The 19310-nt window shown below is 63.9% G+C and carries 20 protein-coding genes; 14 read left to right on the top strand and 6 right to left on the bottom strand.

The features are described from left to right. Positions 1 to 13 precede the first annotated feature (13 nt). Together NUX07_RS00775 and NUX07_RS00770 are read left to right on the top strand one after the other, a co-directional pair. Entirely contained in the window at positions 14 to 475 is a 462-nt protein-coding gene (locus NUX07_RS00775; protein ID WP_265528110.1) for a RidA family protein, read from the top strand. 40 nt (positions 476 to 515) lie between these two features. After that, positions 516 to 1646, top strand: coding sequence for a GNAT family N-acetyltransferase (locus NUX07_RS00770; RefSeq protein WP_265528108.1), 1131 nt, complete (start codon positions 516 to 518; stop codon positions 1644 to 1646). Here the strand turns inward: NUX07_RS00770 and NUX07_RS00765 are convergent. After that, positions 1643 to 2557 carry an isoaspartyl peptidase/L-asparaginase family protein gene (locus tag NUX07_RS00765; RefSeq protein WP_265528107.1) on the bottom strand — a complete coding sequence of 305 codons (915 nt, stop codon included), beginning with the start codon at positions 2555 to 2557 and terminating at the stop codon, positions 1643 to 1645. The genes NUX07_RS00770 and NUX07_RS00765 overlap by 4 nt on opposite strands. Before the next feature lie 97 nt (positions 2558 to 2654). On the opposite strand from NUX07_RS00765, the gene NUX07_RS00760 reads away from it, so the two are divergent. The 3 genes from NUX07_RS00760 (at position 2655) to NUX07_RS00750 (ending at position 4145) form a co-directional block, all read left to right on the top strand. Further along, positions 2655 to 3554, top strand: coding sequence for an SPFH domain-containing protein (locus NUX07_RS00760; protein ID WP_265528106.1), 900 nt, complete (start codon positions 2655 to 2657; stop codon positions 3552 to 3554). Positions 3555 to 3571: 17 nt separating this feature from the next. Continuing rightward, a complete protein-coding gene (locus tag NUX07_RS00755) occupies positions 3572 to 3775 on the top strand; it encodes a toxin-antitoxin system HicB family antitoxin (RefSeq protein WP_265528104.1) in 204 nt (67 codons plus the stop codon). A 103-nt stretch (positions 3776 to 3878) separates the two neighbouring features. Further along, the gene (locus NUX07_RS00750; RefSeq protein WP_265528103.1) at positions 3879 to 4145 is read left to right on the top strand and encodes a hypothetical protein; all 267 of its coding nucleotides are present in this window, start codon (positions 3879 to 3881) and stop codon (positions 4143 to 4145) included. A 4-nt stretch (positions 4146 to 4149) separates the two neighbouring features. On the opposite strand, the gene NUX07_RS00745 is transcribed toward NUX07_RS00750, so the two are convergent. The 3 genes from NUX07_RS00745 to NUX07_RS00735 are packed head-to-tail and all read right to left on the bottom strand — an operon-like array spanning position 4150 to position 6954. After that, a complete protein-coding gene (locus tag NUX07_RS00745; RefSeq protein WP_265528102.1) occupies positions 4150 to 5211 on the bottom strand; it encodes an isoaspartyl peptidase/L-asparaginase family protein in 1062 nt (353 codons plus the stop codon). A gap of 17 nt (positions 5212 to 5228) precedes the next feature. Continuing rightward, positions 5229 to 5894: an SDR family oxidoreductase gene (locus NUX07_RS00740; protein WP_265528101.1), complete on the bottom strand. Its 666-nt coding sequence runs from the start codon at positions 5892 to 5894 to the stop codon at positions 5229 to 5231. Positions 5895 to 5943: 49 nt separating this feature from the next. After that, entirely contained in the window at positions 5944 to 6954 is a 1011-nt protein-coding gene (locus NUX07_RS00735) for a zinc transporter ZntB (RefSeq protein ID WP_265528100.1), read from the bottom strand. Between the two features lie 79 nt (positions 6955 to 7033). Here NUX07_RS00735 and ispG point away from each other — a divergent pair, with 79 nt between their 5' ends. The 8 genes from ispG (at position 7034) to NUX07_RS00695 (ending at position 14447) form a co-directional block, all read left to right on the top strand. Next, positions 7034 to 8161 carry a flavodoxin-dependent (E)-4-hydroxy-3-methylbut-2-enyl-diphosphate synthase gene (gene ispG / locus NUX07_RS00730; protein WP_265528099.1) on the top strand — a complete coding sequence of 376 codons (1128 nt, stop codon included), beginning with the start codon at positions 7034 to 7036 and terminating at the stop codon, positions 8159 to 8161. 74 nt (positions 8162 to 8235) lie between these two features. Next, positions 8236 to 8670 (top strand): thioredoxin family protein, encoded by a 435-nt coding sequence (locus tag NUX07_RS00725; protein WP_265528098.1) that lies wholly within the window; start codon positions 8236 to 8238, stop codon positions 8668 to 8670. A 10-nt stretch (positions 8671 to 8680) separates the two neighbouring features. Further along, positions 8681 to 10099: an NAD(P)-binding protein gene (locus NUX07_RS00720; RefSeq protein WP_265528097.1), complete on the top strand. Its 1419-nt coding sequence runs from the start codon at positions 8681 to 8683 to the stop codon at positions 10097 to 10099. 32 nt (positions 10100 to 10131) lie between these two features. Then, on the top strand, positions 10132 to 11010 hold the full coding sequence (locus NUX07_RS00715) for a histone deacetylase family protein (RefSeq protein ID WP_265528096.1): 879 nt from the start codon (positions 10132 to 10134) through the stop codon (positions 11008 to 11010). 34 nt (positions 11011 to 11044) lie between these two features. Further along, a complete protein-coding gene (locus tag NUX07_RS00710; protein ID WP_265528095.1) occupies positions 11045 to 11611 on the top strand; it encodes a retropepsin-like aspartic protease family protein in 567 nt (188 codons plus the stop codon). A gap of 39 nt (positions 11612 to 11650) precedes the next feature. Further along, positions 11651 to 13204 (top strand): amidohydrolase family protein, encoded by a 1554-nt coding sequence (locus tag NUX07_RS00705; protein WP_265528094.1) that lies wholly within the window; start codon positions 11651 to 11653, stop codon positions 13202 to 13204. 27 nt (positions 13205 to 13231) lie between these two features. Next, complete coding sequence (locus tag NUX07_RS00700; protein ID WP_265528093.1) at positions 13232 to 14122, top strand: DMT family transporter; 891 nt, start codon at positions 13232 to 13234, stop codon at positions 14120 to 14122. A 10-nt stretch (positions 14123 to 14132) separates the two neighbouring features. Beyond that, positions 14133 to 14447: a DMT family transporter gene (locus tag NUX07_RS00695; protein WP_265528092.1), complete on the top strand. Its 315-nt coding sequence runs from the start codon at positions 14133 to 14135 to the stop codon at positions 14445 to 14447. Here NUX07_RS00695 and NUX07_RS00690 read toward each other — a convergent pair. Beyond that, a complete protein-coding gene (locus tag NUX07_RS00690) occupies positions 14444 to 15988 on the bottom strand; it encodes an amidase (RefSeq protein WP_265528091.1) in 1545 nt (514 codons plus the stop codon). The genes NUX07_RS00695 and NUX07_RS00690 overlap by 4 nt on opposite strands. Before the next feature lie 101 nt (positions 15989 to 16089). Between NUX07_RS00690 and NUX07_RS00685 the strand changes: the two genes are divergently transcribed. Continuing rightward, entirely contained in the window at positions 16090 to 18705 is a 2616-nt protein-coding gene (locus tag NUX07_RS00685) for a TonB-dependent receptor plug domain-containing protein (RefSeq protein WP_265528090.1), read from the top strand. Here NUX07_RS00685 and ppa read toward each other — a convergent pair. Next, the gene (ppa, locus tag NUX07_RS00680; RefSeq protein WP_265528089.1) at positions 18702 to 19229 is read right to left on the bottom strand and encodes an inorganic diphosphatase; all 528 of its coding nucleotides are present in this window, start codon (positions 19227 to 19229) and stop codon (positions 18702 to 18704) included. The two genes, NUX07_RS00685 and ppa, sit on opposite strands and share 4 nt — an antisense overlap. Between the last annotated feature and the right edge of the window lie 81 nt (positions 19230 to 19310).

Here is a 19310-nt window from a genome sequence, read left to right as displayed (position 1 = left end):
ACAGGACAAGATCATGAGCCACGAACAACGCCTTGCCGACACCGGCATCACCCTTCCCGAGGCCGCCGCACCGGTCGCTTCCTACCTTCCCGCAGTGGAAGCCGGCGGCTTCCTCTACATTTCGGGGCAGATCAGCTTTGCCGAGGACGGCAGCCTGATCAACGGCACGCTGGGCGAGAACATGCATCTCGAAGCCGGGCAGGCAGCGGCACGCCGCTGCGGCATCATGCTGCTCGCGCAGATGAAGGCAGCGCTCGGCTCGCTCGACAGGGTCGAGCGGATCGTCAAGCTCGGCGGGTTCGTCAACTCGGCGCCCGATTTCATCGACCAGCCCAAGGTGATAAATGGTGCGTCTGACCTGATGGAAGAAGTGTTCGGCGAGGCCGGCCGCCATGCGCGCGCCGCGGTTGGCGTGAACACGCTGCCACTCGGCGTCGCGGTCGAGGTCGACGCGGTCGTCAAGCTCGTCGAATAGTCCCCTTCCGCGCGCCGCCCTTCGTCCCCATTATTAGGGCATGGCGGAAAGCGACACGCAAGTCCTGGCCAAGATCCACCCCTCGATCGAGGGCGTGGACGCGGCTGCATGGGACGCGCTGGCAGGGTCTGACGACCCCTTTTTGCGCCATGCATTCTACCGCCTGCTTGAAACTTCGGGCAGCGTTGGAGAGGGGACCGGATGGTCGCCGCTCTACGTCACCGTCGAGCGCGATGGCGCGCTTCGCGCCGCCGCACCCGCCTTTCTCAAGAGCCATAGCCAGGGCGAGTATGTGTTCGACCATGCTTGGGCGGATGCGTGGCATCGCGCGGGCGGCGACTATTACCCGAAGCTCCAGCTGAGCGTTCCCTTTACGCCCTGCCCGGGGCCGCGCTTGTTGGGGAGCGACACGGCTGCGCTGATTGCCGCGCTCGAAACGGTGACGCGCCAAAACAATCTTTCGAGCGCGCACGCGACCTTTCTCGAGGACGCGGACATCGCGGCGTTCGAAGCGCGCGACTGGCTGATCCGCGACGGCATCCAGTTTCACTGGTTCAACCGCGACTACGCCAGTTTCGAGGATTTTCTCGCCGCGCTGTCGAGCCGCAAGCGCAAGGCGATCCGCAAGGAGCGCGCGCGGGCCATCGAAGGCCTGACCATCGAGACGCTGCGCGGCGGTGCGATAGGCGGCGAGGCCATCGACGCGATGTGGCTGTTCTACCAGGACACGGGCGCGCGCAAATGGGGTCAGCCCTATCTGACCCGCGGCTTCTTCGACGGGCTGGTCGACACGTTCGGCGATAGCGCGCTGATGTTCCTGGCGCGGCGCGATGGCATCCCGGTGGCGGGCGCGCTCAACATCATCGGCGATGACGTGCTCTACGGCCGCTATTGGGGGTGCAGCGAGGAGCTGCCCTTCCTCCATTTCGAGCTGAGTTATTACCGCGCCATAGAGTGGGCGATCGAAAACAAGGTCGCGGTGGTGCAAGCAGGTGCGCAGGGCGAACACAAGCTAAAGCGCGGTTACGAACCCGTGATCACGCGGTCGGCGCACTACATTCCGCATCGGGAATTTCGCGACGCGATCGAGCGCTTCGTCGAAGGCGAGCGTGCCGCGATTTCGCGCGAGATGGAGTGGGCGCGCGAGGCCCTGCCTTTTCGGCAGGACTAGTCTTCGTCGCCGTATATCGCGATTTTGCGGACATCCTCGCCGATCACCGCGCGGTACATGCCGGGCGTCGTGTGGCTCCATGCCGCTTCACCCGAAGGGCTCACTGCAATCAGCCCGCCAGTGCCGCCCATTGCCTTGATATCTGCAAGCACCTTGTCGAGTGCGGTCTGGAGGTCGTCCGAACAATAGCGCATGCGCGCGCACACATCGTGCGCGGCCGCGGCGCGGATGAAGACTTCGCCAAGCCCGGTTGCGGACACGGCCGCGGCGCGATCATCGGCGTAGGTGCCGGCGCCGATCAGCGGCGAATCGCCGATCCGGCCCCACCTTTTGGCGGTCAGCCCGCCGGTCGAGGTGGCAGCGGCGACATGGCCGTCATTGTCGACCGCAACCGCGCCGATCGTGCCGTATTTGATCTCGGCATCGAAAGCCTCTGAGCCCTTGGCCAGTAGCTCGTCGAGCTGGCGGCGGCGTTCGGCCGTCACGAACCAGGTGTTCGGCACCTGTTCCAGCCCCTGTTCGAGCGCGAATTCCTCCGCCCCGCCGCGCCCCATCAGGACGTGGGGACTGTCTTCCATGACCTTGCGCGCCGCCGTGATCGGTGCGCGGGTAGTGCGCAGGCCCGCGACCGCGCCGGCGCGGCGATCGCGTCCGTCCATGATGGCGGCGTCGCATTCGACATGTCCGTCATGGGCGAGCACGCTGCCCTTGCCCGCGTTGAAGGCGGGATCCTCTTCAAGCACACGCGCAGCCGCCTCGACCGCATCGACCGCGCTGCCGCCTGCCGCCAGCACCATCTTGCCCGTCTCGAGCGCATCGCCAAGCCCGGCGCGCGCTGCCTTTTCCTGGTCGGCATCGAGCTTGCCCGGGCGCATCGACCCGGCGCCCCCATGAATCATCAACTTCCACATGAGGCGTCTCCTACGCCGCCAACGGGGCCGCGGCCACCCATATTGACTCTCGTATCGCTACGATATAAATATGATATCAAATAAAAGGAGAATCGAAATGGCTCATGTGCTTGGCCTCAATGCGAGCGACGAGCGTGCCGCTTCCACGTCGAGTGGGTACGGTATGCTGCTTGCGATGCTGCTGATTATCATCGCCCAGGTCTGGGCGATCATCCGGCTCGTGCAAACCGATGGCACGGCGCTCTGGCTCTTTGTCGCCGTGGGCGTCCTTCCGCTGGCGCTGATCTTCGTGGCGTCGGGTTTTTACATGCTGCAGCCCAACCAGGGCGCGGTGATCACGCTGTTCGGCACCTACAAGGGCACCGATCGCAAGGATGGATTGCGCTGGGTGCTGCCGTGGATGATGCGGCACAAGGTGTCGGTGCGCGCCAACAACTTCATTTCCGACAAGATCAAGGTGAACGACCTTCGCGGTAACCCGATCGAGATGGCCGCCCAGATCGTCTGGCGCGTCGTCGATACCGCGCAGGCGACTTTCGACGTCGACGACTATAAGGAATTCGTCCGCGTCCAGGTGGAAGCTGCGATCCGTACCATCGGCGCGCGCTATCCCTATGACGATTTCGACCATGACGACGTGACGCTGCGTGGTCATATCGACGAGGTCGGCGTGGAACTGCTCGCCGAGCTGCGCGAACGGCTCGTGGTTGCGGGGATCACGGTCGACGAATGCGGCTTTACCCACCTTGCCTATGCGCAGGAAATCGCCGGTGCGATGCTCCGCCGCCAGCAGGCCGAGGCCGTGGTGGCTGCGCGCAAGACCCTGGTCGAAGGCGCGGTCGGCATGGTCGAGATGGCGCTGGCCGATCTGTCCAAGCGCGATGTCGTCGAACTGGATGACGAGCGCCGGGCGGCCATGGTGTCGAACCTGATGGTGGTGCTGTGCAGCGAGCGTGACACGCAGCCCGTCGTCAACGCCGGCAGCCTGTATACCTAAGGACAGCCGAGCGGCCCATGGCCAAGCAACGCAAAGCCTTTCCCCTGCGCGTGGATCCCGATCTCTGGGATGCGGTCGAACGCATGGCGGCGACCGACCTGAGGTCGGTCAACGCCGAGGTCGAGATCCTGCTGCGCGAAGCGATGAAAGCGCGCGGGGTCGAACTCAAGCCACCGGGCGCGCCGCCCAAGCGCGGCCGCCCGCCCAAGAAGGGAGATTAAACATGATGTATCGTTGGATGGAGCCGCAGACGGCGCGGGCTTTCCTCATTCTTTCCATCGCGATGCTGGTGACCGGCGTCGCGATCATGAAAGGCATGGTCTGATGGGAGACACCGGTGGTGGACCCGAATGGTTCTACGCCAAACGCTATGGCTGGGGCGCGAGCCTGCCCTGCGCCTGGCAGGGCTGGGCGCTGCTGGCCGGCTATTTGACGATCATCTGCAGCAGCGCACTGCTGCTGGCAGAACGTTCGCCGCTGGCGCTGTTCGCGATCATCATCCCAGTCACCGCGATCTTCGTCCTGATCGTGGTCAAGACTACCAAGGGCGGCGTCAAATGGCGCTGGGGCAAGGACAAGGGCACCTGGTGAGCGGCTATTCCTCGTCGCCATAAATCGCGACGACCTTCTCGCCATCGCTGGTCGCGCTGCCGCGATACATGCCGGGCGTATCGAACGACCATCCGGGGGCGCCGTCTGAACTCAGGAAAATGACACCGCCCGATCCACCAAGTTCGCCGACGGCATTGATCGCCAGGTCGGCGTTGGTTTTGGTCTGGTTGTTCACCTCACCCATAAGCGCCGCGATCGCTTCTTCTCTTACACTCGCGACCGGTTCGGGGGTTTCGGCCCAAGCGGATCCCGCGCAAATCCGATAGGCAACCGCCAGTCGGATAAAGATCTCGCCTGTCCCGGTCGCCGAAACACCGCAGCTCGCATTGGCATACGTTCCAGCCCCGATGATTGGGCTGTCACCGATGCGCCCCCAGCGCTTGCCGGTCATGCCGCCTGTCGACGTCCCCGCTGTAATGACGCCGCTTTGGTCCATCGCCACCGCGCCGACCGTGCCGAACTTGTAGTCGACATCGATCTGGCTGGTCTGTTGTTCCTGCATCGCATGTGCCTTGAAGCGCACCAGCGCGTCGTAACGCTCCTGCGTAAAAAAGAAGCTCGGATCGACCTGTTCGAGGCCCTGCTCGCGCGCGAACTGGTCGGCGCCTTCGCCCGACAACAGCACGTGCGGGCTTTCTTCCATCACCTTGCGCGCAAGATCGATCGGGTGGCGCGTGGTGCTGGCGCCCGCGACCGCGCCCGCTGCCAGCGTATCGCCGCGCATGATCGAGGCGTCGAGCGAATTGGTCTCGTCCCACGTAAAGACCGCACCGCGCCCAGCGTTGAAGTTGGGATCATCCTCAAGGATGTTGATCGCGGCCGTCACTGCATCGAGCGAGGAGCCGCCCTCACGCAGCACCGCCGACCCTGCCTCCAGCGCTGCATCGAGCGCGGCGCGGATTTCCGCATCCTTTTCCGGCGTCATCGCATCGCGCTGGATGGTGCCGGCACCGCCATGGATGACAAGGCTCCAGTCCTCGGCCTGCGCGGGGGTGGCCAGCGCCATGGCGATGCAGGCAGCGAGTGTCGATGCGGCTTTGGGCATGTTGGGGTCCTTACGATTTACCAGGGAATTTTCTTGCCGGCATAGTCGACAAAGCGGCCCGTATTGTCGAGGCTCGTCTGTTCGATCTGCTCGCGCATGCCGCTGGCGCTGGTCGCGGTATCGATCAGTGCGTTGGGGCCGCCCATGTCAGTCTGCACCCAGCCCGGGTGCAGCATCACCGCGCTGATGCCGTCGTCCTTGTAATCGAGCGCAAGGCTCTTCCACGCCGCGTTCACGGCGGCCTTGGACGATCGATAGGGGATCGACCCGCCCGATCCATTATCGGCGATCGAGCCCATCTTCGAGGTTACCACCGCCATTTTCTTCTGCTCGGAGGCGGCAACCTTGTCCTTGAGGCGCTGGGCCAGCAGCGTCGGGGCGATGACATTGACGTTCATCAGTTCGAGCCATTCGTCGCGCTTGGGCGTGCGCGGCCCGTACATCCCGGCATTGTTGATGAAGACGTCGATCGGCTCGTCGCCGAGCTCGCCCACGAAGCGGTCGATCTCGTTCTCCTCGGCCACGTCGAGGCGGTGGGCCTCGACATTGTCGATGCGGTTGAGATCGGCGATGTCGCGCTGATCGCGGGCGGTGGTGATGACGTTCCAGCCGTCATTGGCATATTGCTCGACAAGCTCGCGGCCGATGCCGCGATTGCCGCCGGTGATGAGGGTAGTGGGCATGGAAATTCTCCTTCCCTGCCGTAATGCGCGAACGGGGCGAAACGCTCCGTTAGCGGCTGGTCCACCAACGCCACGAGTAGAACAACGCCAGCTGCACGACCAGCAGCCCGAGGCAGATGTAGACCACATTCCAGAAGGCGCTGCTGCTATCGGTGCCGGGCATTCCGCCGACATTGATGCCGAGCAGTCCGGTCAGGAAGCCGAGCGGCAGGAAGATCGAGGCGACCAGCGTGAGCAGGAAGTTTGTCTTCTCCGAGGATGCCAGGGCGCGCGATCGCAGTTCGTCCTGCAACACCAGTGCCGATTCCTTCGACACGTCGATATCGTCAAGATAGCGCCGCAGCCGCTCGATCGTTTCGGATATTTCGCGCCGGTCATGTTCGTCGAACCAAGAGAGCGAGGCGCGCGCGATCTGTTCAAGCGCGCTGTGCTGCGGCCCCATGTGGCGCTTGAGCGCGAGGCAATTGCGCCGGATACTGCTCGTGCGCCTGAGGATCGTCTCGCCTTCATCGTCGATATCGGCATCTTCAAGCTCGTCGATCACCGCATTCATGTCGACGATCGATTTGCTCATGCGGGTGATGATTTGCTCGACAAGTTCGGTGACCAGCGACGCCGCATCGGTCGGCCCGTCACCGGCATCGATGTCCGCCAATACCTCGCGCGGGGTCTGCATCGGTACGCGGCGCAAGGTCACCACGCGCATGCCATCGGACCAGAGCTGCATCGAGACCATGTCCTCGGGCTCGGCGCCGGCGTTGAAATTGATGCCGCGCAGCACCGCGACCAGCGTGTCGCCTTCCTTGCTCGCACGGGGGCGATTGCCGTCGTCGACCATCATTTCGGCGATCGGTTCGGGAATATCGAGATAGGTTTCGAGCCAAGCTTCGACGTCCGCGTGGGTACGGCACAAATGGACCCACATGACTTCTTCGCTCGAAGCGGGCTGCCAGCTGCTGGCTTCGTCCCACAGGATCGGTCTGCCGCCGCCCTTGCCGTCGAGAATGCGCCCGAACAGGAGCGGCGTGGCTTCTTCCGCGATGGCGTCGGTCAATTCCATGCCGGCATTTGTGGCTATCAGATGCGGATTGGCAATAGGGAGCCTTACCTTCGCGAAGGAAGGCGCCTATATCGTCCCCATGTCCCAGATCAGACCATGGCGCACCATCGAGCGCCGGAAATCGCGCCAGATCATGGTCGGCAAGGTGCCGGTAGGCGGCGATGCGCCGATTTCCGTGCAGACGATGACCAACACGCCGACTGCCGATGCCAAGGCGACGATCGATCAGATCCGGCGCTGCGAGGACGCAGGCGCCGACATTATCCGCGTGTCGTGCCCCGATACCGATAGCACCGCGGCGATGCCCGAAATCTGCAAGGCGGCGAGCGTGCCGATCGTGGCCGACATCCATTTTCACTACAAGCGCGCGCTCGAAGCAGCGGATGCGGGCGCTGCCTGCCTGCGCATCAACCCGGGCAATATCGGCTCGGATGCGCGGGTGAAGGAGGTCATCGCCGCGGCAAAGGCCAACGGGTGCGCGATCCGCATCGGCGTCAATGCCGGCAGCCTCGAGAAAGACCTGCTCGAAAAATATGGTGAGCCCTGTCCCGACGCGCTGGTCGAGAGCGCGATGGATCATATCAAGATCCTGCAGGACCACGATTTTCACGACTTCAAGGTCGCGGTGAAGGCATCGGACCTGATGCTCGCGGTCGCGGCTTATACCGAGCTTGCGTACCAGGTCGATTGCCCGCTGCACCTTGGCATTACCGAGGCGGGCGGGCTGATCGGCGGCACGGTCAAATCGGCGCTCGGCATCGGGTCGCTGCTGTGGGCGGGGATCGGCGATACGATCCGCGTGTCGCTCTCGGCGGAGCCCGAAGAGGAAGTCCGCGTCGGCTTTGAAATCCTCAAAAGTCTGGGGCTGCGGTCGCGCGGCGTTCGCGTCGTTTCCTGCCCGTCCTGCGCGCGGCAGGGTTTCGACGTCATCCGCACGGTGCAGACGCTCGAAGAACGGTTACAGCATATCAAGACGCCGATGAGCCTGTCGGTGCTCGGCTGCGTGGTCAATGGACCCGGTGAAGCGCGTGAAACCGACATCGGCGTAACCGGCGGCGGCAATGGCAGCCACATGGTCTATCTCTCGGGCGTGAAGGATCACCATATCGAGAACGAGACGATGGTCGATCACATCGTGCGGCTGGTCGAGGAAAAGGCGGCGAAAATCGAAGCAGGCGAGGCCGAAGCCTTCGTGCCTTCGCATTGAGGCAGCTTGCGGTCCTGATCGCCGCCGCTTGGGTGGCCGGATGCGCAGCGCCGCATGGCGAGGCGCCATCAGCCATGCATCACGAAACCCATTCGGCAACGCCCTACGACATGCATGCGGACGCGATGGCGGCGGTCGATGCGGCGATGGCGCAGGCGCAGGCATCGGGGCGGCATGTCTTGCTCGTGATGGGGGCCAATTGGTGCCACGATTCGCGCGGGCTCGCCGGGCTTCTCGAAACACCGCGCTTCGCCGCGCTGGTGGATCGATCCTACGTCCCGGTGTTCATCGATGCGGGCAAGCCGCGCGAGGATGCGGCAAACAACATGGAAGTCGCGCGCCGCTTCGGGGTCGACAAGCTGATCGGCACGCCCAATGTCTTTATCCTGACCGGCGAAGGCGAACGGCTCAATCCGTTGGACGATGTCACCGGCTGGACCGATGCTGCCAGTCGCGACGAAGATACGATTTACGCGTTTCTCGCCGCCATGGCGCCGCAAGCGCGCTGAGGGCAGCAACGTGTCGGACGCGCTCCCCACGGTCGATTATCTCGTCATCGGTGCCGGCGCAGTGGGCATGGCCTTTGTCGATACGCTGATCGCAGAAGACCCTGACGCCACCGTCCTGATCGTCGATCGGCATGATGTGCCTGGCGGGCACTGGAACGACGCCTATCCGTTCGTGCGGCTGCACCAGCCGAGCGCCTTTTATGGCGTCGAGGGCCTTGAGTTGGGGCGCGGCGAAATCGACCGCTCGGGCCCCAACGAGGGCTATTACGAACTGGCCGGGTGCGCCGAGGTGCTGGCCTATTACGAGCGCGCGATGCGCAAGTTTATCGAGAGCGGACGGGTTACTTTCTGGCCGATGACCGATTATCGCGGTGGCGGCCGCTGCGTCGGTATCCTGTCGGGTGAGCAGAGGATGGTTGAGGCGATAAAGCGGGTCGTCGATACAACCTATTTCGATACACAGGTTCCCGCCACCCACACGCCGCGCTTTGAGATCGAGCCTGGAACGCGCTTCATGCCTACGGGAGAATTGCCCAACCTGGTGCGCGATCCCGACGCGGTGCCGTCGCATTTCGTAGTCTTGGGTGGCGGGAAGACCGCGATGGACACGGCCGGCTGGCTGCTTGGTCATGATGTTGCGCCTGAGCGCATCACCTGGGTACGCCCGCGCGACAGCTGGATGATCAATCGCCGCTTTACGCAGCCGGGATTGGAGTTTTTCGAGGGCACGATCGATTTCCAGTCGGCCTTGATGCGCGCCGCGATCGCGGCCGACAATGTCGAGGGCTTTTTTCTCGAGCTGGGGAAGGGCGGACACATGCTGCGCCTCGATCCCGACGTGCAGCCGACCAAGTTCTTCTTCGCGACGATTTCCGAAGGCGAAGTCGAGGCGCTACGGGCCATCGACCACGTCATCCGCGGCAGCCGTGTTTCGCGCATCGCGCCGGGCCTGATCGAGATGGAAGACGGATCGCACGCCGTTCCCGACGATAGTCTTTTCATCGACTGCACCGCCAGCGCGGTTGCGGACAAGGACAGCGTGCCGGTCTTCCAGGACGGCAAGATCGTGGTGCAAGCGCTGTTCGCGCCGCTGGTAGTGTTCGGAGCAGCTCTGACCGCGTGGATCGAGGTGCACCGCGACAATGACGATGCGCGCAATGCACTCGCCCAACCCATCGCGGTTAAGCAGGGATGTGCGGCATACCTGACCGCTACCTTGGGCAATCTCACGAACCGCATGCGCTGGGCGCGTGAACCGAACCTTGCCGAATGGCTCGGCCAATCGCGGCTCGATCCTGCGGCGCGTACGATTGCCAAAGTCCAGGCCGAGCGCCCCGAGTTGCTGGGAGCGCTCGGCGATTATCGCACCTTGGCCAAACAGGGTGTGCCGGCGCTCATGCAGCTGATCCAGAACGCGCGCGAGGACTGACCCTGCTCCACGTCGTGCATCATGCCGATTACATGGCGCCGCGCCCCGAACGCGGGACTTTTCGTTTCGACAAATATTATCTCGTCATGGAAGCGCTGCGCGGCAGCGGCGCGCCGATCACCGAATACGCGCCCGATCCCATGCCGCGCGAATGGCTCGCGGCGGTGCATGACCCGGATTATGTCGACGAAGTGTTCGCGGCGCGCGTCCCGCGTGAGAAGGAGCGGCGTATCGGCTTTCCCGTCACGCCGCAGATCGCCAGCCGCGTCCGCCACACCAATGGGGGCACCTATCTGGCGGCACTGCTCGCCAAGCAGCACGGCTATGCTGCCAACAGCGCGGCGGGAAGCCATCATGCGCTCTACGATACGGGGGCCGGCTACTGCGTCTTTAACGACCTAGCCGTGGCATCCAACCGGCTGATCGACGAGGGTCACGCGAGCCGCATCCTGATTGTCGATCTCGACGTCCACCAGGGCGATGGGACTGCCAGCCTGACCGCGACACGTTCTGACATCAAGACCTTCTCGATGCATTCGGAGAAGAATTTCCCGGTGCGCAAGGCGCGCTCCGATCACGATATCGGCTTGCCCGACGGCATCGGCGACGACGACTACCTGGAGACGCTCGAAAGAGCGCTGCTGCCCCTGATCGAGGACATCGCACCCGATCTCATGCTCTATCAGGCAGGCGTCGATCCGCATGTCGATGACAAGCTGGGACGCCTCGCGCTGAGCGATGCTGGGATTGCAGCGCGTGACCGTATGGTCGTGGGCGCGGCACGCTGCCGCGGCATCCCTGTCGCAAGCGCACTCGGCGGCGGCTATGGTAACGACCAGCACGCCGTTGCGCAGCGCCACGCGGCCTCGATGCTTGCGATGGCGGACGAAAACGCCCGATTTCGCCCTTAGGGCTTCCTTTACATCCCGCTCCTAGCCTCATGGCATGAAGAAGTTTGCCCTCGGCACGATCGGATTTGCGATGTTCGTTGCAGTCGCGGTGCCGCGCGGCGGCTCGGATGCGCCCGAGCAGATGGTCGAGCAGGCGCCCGACGAGGATGCATGGGCCAAGGCGGCGCGCGAGGCGCGTGCGGGCGGCGCAACGGCGTCCCGGTCGGCTCCGGCTAGCGTCGTCACCACGGCATCGGGGCACGCCGGTTTGGTCGTGCTCGAACGCCGCCAAGGCCACTATTTTGCCGATGTGAGCGTCAATGGTCGGACCATCGATTTCCTGGTCGACACCGGTGCATCGATGGTCGCGCTGACCGAAGCCGATGCGCGTAAAGTGGGCATCAGCTTCGATCGCAGTCGTTTCTCGGTCATCGGATCGGGCGCTTCGGGCCCGGTTCGCGGGCAGTTGGTCACGATCGATTCGATCAGCCTCAAGGGCAAGCGAGTGCGCAATGTGCGCGGCGCGGTGCTCGAAGGTTCCGATATCTCGCTGCTGGGGCAGAGCTTTCTCAACGAGATGCGCTCGATCGAAATGAAAGACGGGAAGATGGTCATCCGCTGACGCTTGCCAAGCGGGTCCGCCCGCGCAATGCAGTTGCGCATGAAAACATTGTTCCGATGCTTCGCGGGCTTGCTGGCCTTCTCCATGTTTTCGCAGCCTGCGATGGCGCAACTCCAGCCGACGCCTGCGGCGCGCGCCAATGATGCCGGGGGCCCCTATGAGCGGCTGGTGATCAGCGGCGCTATCGTGATCGATGGATCGGGCGCACCGCCCGTTGGCCCAATGGACGTCCTGATCGAGGGCAATAGAATTAGCGCCATTGGCCGCGCCGGCAGTTTCGAGAACGCGGACCGGGTCATCAACGCCGACGGCATGTACGTGCTGCCGGGTTTCGTCGATACCCATGCGCACCTGGGCGATGCCAGCAAGGCACCCTATCCCGACTATGCCTACCGCCTCTGGCTGGCGCATGGCGTCACCAGTATTCGCGGTGTCTCGCTCGGTACGGCCGAAGGCGATGCGGGCCTGGCCGATCGCGCCCGCCAGCTACGCGGCCAGATCACGGCCCCGCGCATCTTCCCCTATGCGGTTTTCGGCACGCTGCGCGACCAGCCGGTGCGCACCCCTGCAGATGCGCGTGCGTGGGTGCGCTGGGCCAAGGCACAGGGCTATCCGGGAATGAAGATCTTCCACCCGACACCGCGCGCCATCATGGCCGCCGCGCTCGACGAGGCCAAGGCGCAAGGCTTCGGATCGGTCGCGCATCTGGGGCAGCTCGGAGTTGCCGAGGTGAACGGGCGCGTTGCAGCCGAACTTGGCCTCAAGGGCATGACGCATTTCTACGGCCATTTTGAATCGCTGCTCGATGGACGCCGCATCCAGGACTTCCCGAGCGATTATAACTATGCCGACGAGCAGGACCGCTTCTCGCGCGTTGCCGATCTGGCCGAGCAGATTCATCCGCCGGGGTCGGATCAATGGAATGCCTATCTCGATCTGTTGCTCGAAAATGGCGTCACGCTCAGCCCGACTTTGAACATCTATGTCGCCAGCCGCGACGTGATGCGGGCGCGCACGCTCGAATGGCATGACGATTACACGCTGCCCTCGCTGATGGACTTCTACACGCCGAGCTTCACCAATCACGGCAGCTATTATTGGGACTGGAGCACCGAGGACGAGGTCAAGTGGCGGCGCTTCTACGGGCCATATATGCAGCTGGTCGATGATTATGCAGCGCGCGGCGGGCGGGTCACCGTCGGCTCCGACCCGGGCTATATCTACCAGACGTGGGGCTTTGCCTATATCGGCGAGCTCGAGATGCTGCAGGAAGCAGGGCTGTCACCGCTCGAGGTGATCAAGGCCGCGACGATCGACGGCGCAAGCGAGATTTACGATCCGCTGGGCGAGCCTGCGCCGATGGGGCTGGTACGTCCGGGCATGCTGGCGGACCTCATCGTCGTGCCGGAAAATCCGCTGGAGAACTTCAAGACGCTCTACGGCACCAAACATGTCCGCCTGTCCGACGAGACCGGACAGCTCGAGCGCGTCGGCGGGGTCAAGTGGACGATCGTCGGTGGGCGGGTCTACGACGCCGAAAAATTGCTTGCCGACGTGGCGGCGATGGTCGCCGCCAAAAAAGCCGCGAACTAGCGATATGGTTGGGCTAAGGCGACGCGGATGAAGCGCGCCTCGCCCCCCGTTGCCTTTGCCGCCGCCGTCCTGGCGATCGGCTTCCTGTCAGCGATGGATGCGGCAATGAAGACGGTCAGCCTCGACTATGGCGCCTTGTCGGCGCTGTCCTGGCGCGCGCTGATCGCGATACCGCTGGTGGGCATCGCCTACCTCATCTTCCGCAAGAATTGGCCCGGGCGCCGCGCGATGCGTTTTCACCTCGTTCGCGGCATCATCATGGTGCCGATGAGCTTCCTGTTCTTCTACGGCCTGACCTACGTCCCGATGGCGCAGGCCATCGCGCTGGCCTTCATCGCCCCGCTGATCGCGCTGCTGCTGGCAGGCGCGTTCCTCAAGGAAAAGATCGGCAAGCGCATCGTGACCGGATCGCTGCTCGCCTTTGCCGGCGTGCTGGTGATCTTCTTCGGGCAGACGCAGGTCGACCTGGGGCGCGAAGCGTTCATCGGATCGCTCGCCATCCTGGTATCGGCGATGCTCTATGCCGTGAATATCGTGCTCATGCGCCAGCAAAGCCAGGAAGCCGGCCCCATCGAAATCGCGTTCTTCTATTTCGCCATCGCCGGCCCGGGTTTTTGGCTGCTCGGGCTGTTTGTCGGCTTGCCCGAATATCCAGCCACGCAGATCCCCGCGCTGCTCCTCGCGACATTTTTCTCCATCATCGGCATGATGGGGCTGGCATGGGCCTATGCGCGCGGTGAGGCGGGCTACCTGTCGACGACCGAATATTCGGGTTTCCTGTGGGGCGCGCTGTTCGGCTTCCTCGTGTTCGGCGAAGTGCCGTCTTTATTCACGGCCGCCGGTGCGGTGCTGATCGTCGCCGGCTGCTGGATCGCGGCGCGCAGTGCGCCTGTCGACCACGCAATGGAAACGGCCTGAGGAGGCGCTTGTGGCTTGGTTCTGGTTGATCTTGGGCGGTATCTTCGAAGTGGGGTTCACCACCTCGCTACGCTTTGTCGACGGGTTCAAGAACCTGCCCTGGACGCTGGCATTCCTGGGGTCGGTAGCGATCAGCATGGCGCTGCTCGAATATGCCGCGCGCACCATCCCCATGGGTACCGCCTATGCCGTCTGGGGCGGGATTGGCGCGATCGGCACGGTGCTGGTCGGCATCGTCTACTTCGACGAACCGGGCACCACGCTCCGGATGCTGCTAATCTTCGGTATCGTCGCCTGCATCGCGGGGCTCAAGCTGACGGCCTAGAGGTCGGCGGGCGCGAAGGCTTCGGCAACGTCGTCGCTTTCATTGACCGAACGCAGGAAACGCGCGCGGGGCAGCGGACCGCGGGCCTGTTCGTATGCATGACCCAGCGCGAGAATCTTGGCGTCATCCCATTTGCCGCCGATGAAGCTGAGGCCCACCGGCAGTCCTCGCACGAACCCCATCGGAACGGTCAGGTGCGGATAACCTGCAACCGCAGCAAGTCCGCCACCGCCGCCGCCTGAAATCTGGTCGCCATGCACTGGATCGATCGGCCAGGCCGCGGGCATGGTGGGGCCAATCAGCGCATCAAGGTCATGCTCGGCCAGCAGTCGATCGATGCCGTTGGGCCCGGCCGCTTCGAAGCCGCGCTGGCGGTTGGCGCGATACTCGTCATCATAGCCATCGGTGGCCTCGGCCTGCTCGAACAGTTCCTGCCCGAACAGCGGCATCTCCTCTTCGGAATTGGCCTCGTTGAACATAATCAGCTCGGCCAAGCTGCGCGGCGCTTCGCCCGGCAAGGTTCCGAGGTAGGCGTTCATCTCCACCTTCAACTCGGTCAGCAGCACGCCAAGCTGGGTTTGGAAAATGGGACCACGGTCGAGCTCGGCGATATCAACGACCTCGCCGCCCTGCGCCTTTATGAGTGCGATGGCCTCTTCGAGCCGTTCGTCGGTGCCGAAGCCTGAAGCAAAACGCATCACGCCGAAGCGTTTGCCCGCAAGCGTCGCACCATCGAGGCCGGCGGCATAATCGACCTTGCGCGCGTCGGCCTCCGCCGTTGCCGCATCCTGGCGATCGGTGCCCGCCATGGCGGTTAGCATGTCGGCGGCCTGGCGCACGGTGCGGGTCATCGGGCCCGCCGTATCCTGGCTGATGCTGATCGGGACGATATGGCGGCGGCTGATCAGGCCGACGCTTGGCTTGAAGCCGACGATGCCGTTGATCGCCGCGGGGCAAGCGACCGATCCGTTGGTTTCGGTGCCCACGGCATGATCGACCATGCCCGCTGCCACCGCAGCGCCGCTACCGCTCGACGAACCGCAGGGGTTGCGGTCGAGCGCCCACGGATTGCGCACCTGTCCGCCAACCGCGCTCCACCCCGAGATCGAATTTGACGAGCGGATATTCGCCCATTCGGACAGATTGGCTTTGCCCACGATGATGGCACCGGCATCGCGCAGGCCTGAAACCAACGGACTGTCGCGTCCCGTTACGTTGTGCTTCAGCGCCAGGCTGCCAGCGGTCGTCGGCATGTTGTCGGCGGTCTCGATATTGTCCTTGATGAGGATGGGCACGCCGGCCAGCGGCCCGCGCTGCCCGCTTTCATCGACCGCCTTGGCCTGCGCAATGGCATCGGGATTGAGCGCGATCACGGCGCCGATCGTGGGATTGTAGGCCTTGATGCGGTCAATCGCGGCGCGTGTCTCTAGCTCGGCCGGACCGGCATTGGCGACATCGCGGGAAAGGGCAGGAGGACCGTAAGCTTCAGGCGTCGTACAGGCGGCCATCATCAGCATCGGGAACAGTATCGAACTTCGCATCAGGCCATCCTTGCGACATTATGGGACAAAGCCCTTCTTGCCGTAGGGTGCCCAAAAACCCAAGTGCTCGGATCAATACTAGTAAATCGAGTGTGGAGCGCATGCGACATCTTATCCTGCTGTTGGCGACGACCTGTCTCGCGCCGTTACCCGCGACTGCGCAGGATGCCGATCCGGCCGATCCGGCTGTCGCCGAAAGCGAGGAGGATGCGATCATCATCGAGGCCGAGCGCCCACGCGGCAGCGTCTTCCTCGATGTCGAGCCCGAAGAAGTGCTCGATGCGCGCGACATCCAGGCGACGGGCGCCACGAGCATCGCCGAACTGCTCGAGGCGATCGAACCGCAGACGCAAAGCAATCGCGGGCGCGGGGGCGGACGGCCGATCCTGCTGGTCAACGGTCGCCGCATTTCGGGCTTTCGCGAGCTTCGCGACCTGCCGCCCGAAGCGATCGAACGCGTTGATATCCTCGCCGAAGACGTGGCGCTGGCCTACGGCTATGCCGCTGACCAACGGGTCGTGAATTTCGTCCTGCGCGATCGCTTTCTTGCCACCACCGTCCAGCTCGAAGGCGAAGCGGCGACCGATGGCGGGCGCGAACAAGGCGAATTCGATGTCGACTGGCTGGTCCTGCGCGACAATACGCGCACGACCATTTCCTTCGACGTGGAGCCTGGCGGCGAGCTGCGCGAAGACGAGCGCGATATCATCCTGCAACCCATCGAAACGGTTGAAGGCACTATCGACCCGCGTCCTTTCCGCACCCTGATCGGCCGCAGCGAACTCTACCGGCTCAACGGCACGCATCAACGACCGGTTGGCGACTTGTCGGCCACCGTAAACCTGCAACTGCAGCAGACCGAAAACGAAAGCCTCTTCGGCCCTGCGATCGGCACCCTTGAGGTGCCAGGCGATAACCCGTTTGCCCCGGTGCCCGGGATCGACGGCATCGTCCGCCGCGATCTCGGGCTTGAGCCGTTGGGCCGCGATACGACGGCGCGTTCGGCTGGTCTGTCCGCCATCCTTAATAGCGGGCCGGGCGACTGGCGCTGGTCGATCACCGCCGATGGCAATGTGTCCGACACGGTGACTTACACCGACCGCGGGCCCGATCTTGTGCTGGGGCAGGCCGCGTTGGATGCGCTCGATCCGGACTTCGATCCCTTTGGTGCGCTCACCGCCGAGCCGCTGACCCCGCGCAATCGCGCGGAATCTGAAACGCGCACGTTCGGGCTGGATGGCGTTCTTTCGGGTAAGGTTGGACCGGCCAATGTCACGCTGCGCACCGGTGCCTCGAGCGTCCGCCTGATCACCAACGATTTTCGCGATGGCGAACTCAGCGACGGGGCGCTGTTCCGCCGTACCCTGTCGACGCAGCTCAACCTTGAGATGCCCGTGCTTGAAAATAGCGCGATCGGGGATGTCGCGCTCAATGCCAATGGCGCGCTCAACGACCTTTCGGACTTCGGCGGCGTGACCACGCTGGGCGCGGGATTGCGTTGGCAGCCGTCGCGGCGGCTCAATCTTGGCGCCAACTGGACGCTCGAAGAAGGCGCGCCCAGCCTCCAACAGTTGGGCAACCCCCGCATCGCCGATCCGGCCACGCGTTTCTTCGACTTCGTCAACGGCGAGAGTGTCCTGCTGACGTCGATCACGGGCGGCAACCCCGGCTTGCAGTCGGACAATCGCGAAGTCCTCAAGCTTTCGGCCAACTGGCGCGTACCGGTAAAAGGCGAGAATGATGACCTCAGCGTCAACGCCGAATATGTGAACACGCGAACTGATGATCCGGTGGCAAGCTTCCCCGCAGCATCTGAAGCGATCGAGGCAACCTTTCCGACCCGCTTCGTACGCGATGGTGACGGCAGTCTGGTGCTGGTCGATCTCAGCCCGGTCAACTATTTGGAATCGCGGCGCGATACGCTGCGCTGGGGCCTCAACTGGTCCAAGCGCATCCCCACCGAGCCGCCCAGCGCCGAACAGATCGCACAGTTTCGCGAACGCTTCCGCCGGCAGCGCGAGGGGCGCCAGCGCCAACGCCAGCAAGAGCAAACGCGGGCAGGTGAACAACAGCAGGGCGAGCAGCCCGAGGGCCAGCAGCCCCCGCGCGGTAAGGGTCAGGCCCGGCAGGGTCCACCTTCTGCCGAGCAGCGCCGGCGTTTCCAGCGCGCCGCTCAGCGCCGTGGTTTCGGCGGCGGACGCGGCGGGCGACTATACGCCTCGGTCTTTCACGAGGTGACGCTGATCGACGATGTCACCATCGCCGAAGGACTGCCGCGGCTGAATTATCTCGATGGCGAACCGCTGGGTCGGACCGGCGGTCGGTCGCGGCACACGCTCCAGTTCCGCGGCGGCTACTTCAACAACGGCCTGGGCCTACGCCTGTCGGGCGACTGGCGTAGCGCGACGGCGGTCGATAGCGGCAGCGGCGAGATTCGCTTCGATGATTATGCGACCTTCGACTTGCGCGCGTTCGTCAACCTCAACGAGCGCTTCGACGTAATGGCCGATGCGCCGTGGCTCCGCGGCACGTCGCTGCGCTTCGGGATCGACAATATCTTCAATGCCCGCCCGCAGGCGCGTGACGAAAACGGGGTCATCCCGATCGTGTATCAGCCCGATCTCCTGGAGCCCGAGGGCCGCACGATCAGCATCTCGATCCGCAAGATTTTCTCGCCGCGGGGGCCGGGTCGCGGCGGCGCGGGGCCGTTCGGCTAGGCTTTGGCTTTTTCGATCGAGTTACGCACGACCTGAAGCGCATCGTCGCGGTCGCCCCAACGACCGATACGCACCCACTTCTCCTTCTCGAGATCCTTGTAGTGGGTGAAGAAGTGTTCGATCTGCTCGACCACGATGGGCGGCAGGTCGGTATAGTTCTCGACATTCTCGTAATAGGGCGACACCTTGGTGACCGGCACGGCGAGCAGCTTTTCATCGCCGCCGGCTTCGTCCTCGAGGTGTAGGACGCCAACGGGCCGTGCGCGGATGACCGTGCCGGGCAGGAGCGACCAGCGCGTCATGACCAGGCAATCGAGCGGATCGCCGTCATCGCACAAGGTCTGCGGGATGAAGCCGTAATTGGTCGGGTAGCGCATCGGGGTGTGCAGGATGCGGTCGACCATCATCGTGCCCGATGCCTTGTCGAACTCATATTTCACCGGTTCGCCACCGATCGGGACTTCGATGAAGACGTTGAGTTCGTGCGGCGGATTGGGGCCTGCGGCAAGCTTGTCGAAATTCATGATGGGCGCCCTTTAGGCTCGGCGAAGCGAGTCGTGAAGAGTGAAAGGTCCCTCCTGAGCGGCAAAAGCGCTGGAAAGCGG

Origin of the sequence: Sphingomicrobium marinum, from assembly GCF_026157105.1 — a bacterium.
In the GTDB taxonomy this organism is placed as follows: Bacteria; Pseudomonadota; Alphaproteobacteria; order Sphingomonadales; family Sphingomonadaceae; genus Sphingomicrobium; species Sphingomicrobium marinum.
The sequence above is the reverse complement of the archived record's forward strand: the minus strand, read 5'-3'. Positions and strand labels throughout refer to the sequence as shown.

What these genes read in the sequence shown, in the direction of transcription:
- NUX07_RS00775 (WP_265528110.1), top strand. Translation starts at nt 14, where the DNA reads ATGAGCCACGAACAACGCCTTGCCGACACCGGCATCACCCTTCCCGAG.
- NUX07_RS00770 (WP_265528108.1), top strand. Translation starts at nt 516, where the DNA reads ATGGCGGAAAGCGACACGCAAGTCCTGGCCAAGATCCACCCCTCGATC.
- NUX07_RS00765 (WP_265528107.1), bottom strand. Translation starts at nt 2,557, where the DNA reads ATGTGGAAGTTGATGATTCATGGGGGCGCCGGGTCGATGCGCCCGGGC.
- NUX07_RS00760 (WP_265528106.1), top strand. Translation starts at nt 2,655, where the DNA reads ATGGCTCATGTGCTTGGCCTCAATGCGAGCGACGAGCGTGCCGCTTCC.
- NUX07_RS00755 (WP_265528104.1), top strand. Translation starts at nt 3,572, where the DNA reads ATGGCCAAGCAACGCAAAGCCTTTCCCCTGCGCGTGGATCCCGATCTC.
- NUX07_RS00750 (WP_265528103.1), top strand. Translation starts at nt 3,879, where the DNA reads ATGGGAGACACCGGTGGTGGACCCGAATGGTTCTACGCCAAACGCTAT.
- NUX07_RS00745 (WP_265528102.1), bottom strand. Translation starts at nt 5,211, where the DNA reads ATGCCCAAAGCCGCATCGACACTCGCTGCCTGCATCGCCATGGCGCTG.
- NUX07_RS00740 (WP_265528101.1), bottom strand. Translation starts at nt 5,894, where the DNA reads ATGCCCACTACCCTCATCACCGGCGGCAATCGCGGCATCGGCCGCGAG.
- NUX07_RS00735 (WP_265528100.1), bottom strand. Translation starts at nt 6,954, where the DNA reads ATGGAATTGACCGACGCCATCGCGGAAGAAGCCACGCCGCTCCTGTTC.
- ispG (WP_265528099.1), top strand. Translation starts at nt 7,034, where the DNA reads ATGTCCCAGATCAGACCATGGCGCACCATCGAGCGCCGGAAATCGCGC.
- NUX07_RS00725 (WP_265528098.1), top strand. Translation starts at nt 8,236, where the DNA reads ATGCATCACGAAACCCATTCGGCAACGCCCTACGACATGCATGCGGAC.
- NUX07_RS00715 (WP_265528096.1), top strand. Translation starts at nt 10,132, where the DNA reads ATGGCGCCGCGCCCCGAACGCGGGACTTTTCGTTTCGACAAATATTAT.
- NUX07_RS00710 (WP_265528095.1), top strand. Translation starts at nt 11,045, where the DNA reads ATGAAGAAGTTTGCCCTCGGCACGATCGGATTTGCGATGTTCGTTGCA.
- NUX07_RS00705 (WP_265528094.1), top strand. Translation starts at nt 11,651, where the DNA reads ATGAAAACATTGTTCCGATGCTTCGCGGGCTTGCTGGCCTTCTCCATG.
- NUX07_RS00700 (WP_265528093.1), top strand. Translation starts at nt 13,232, where the DNA reads ATGAAGCGCGCCTCGCCCCCCGTTGCCTTTGCCGCCGCCGTCCTGGCG.
- NUX07_RS00690 (WP_265528091.1), bottom strand. Translation starts at nt 15,988, where the DNA reads ATGCGAAGTTCGATACTGTTCCCGATGCTGATGATGGCCGCCTGTACG.
- NUX07_RS00685 (WP_265528090.1), top strand. Translation starts at nt 16,090, where the DNA reads ATGCGACATCTTATCCTGCTGTTGGCGACGACCTGTCTCGCGCCGTTA.
- ppa (WP_265528089.1), bottom strand. Translation starts at nt 19,229, where the DNA reads ATGAATTTCGACAAGCTTGCCGCAGGCCCCAATCCGCCGCACGAACTC.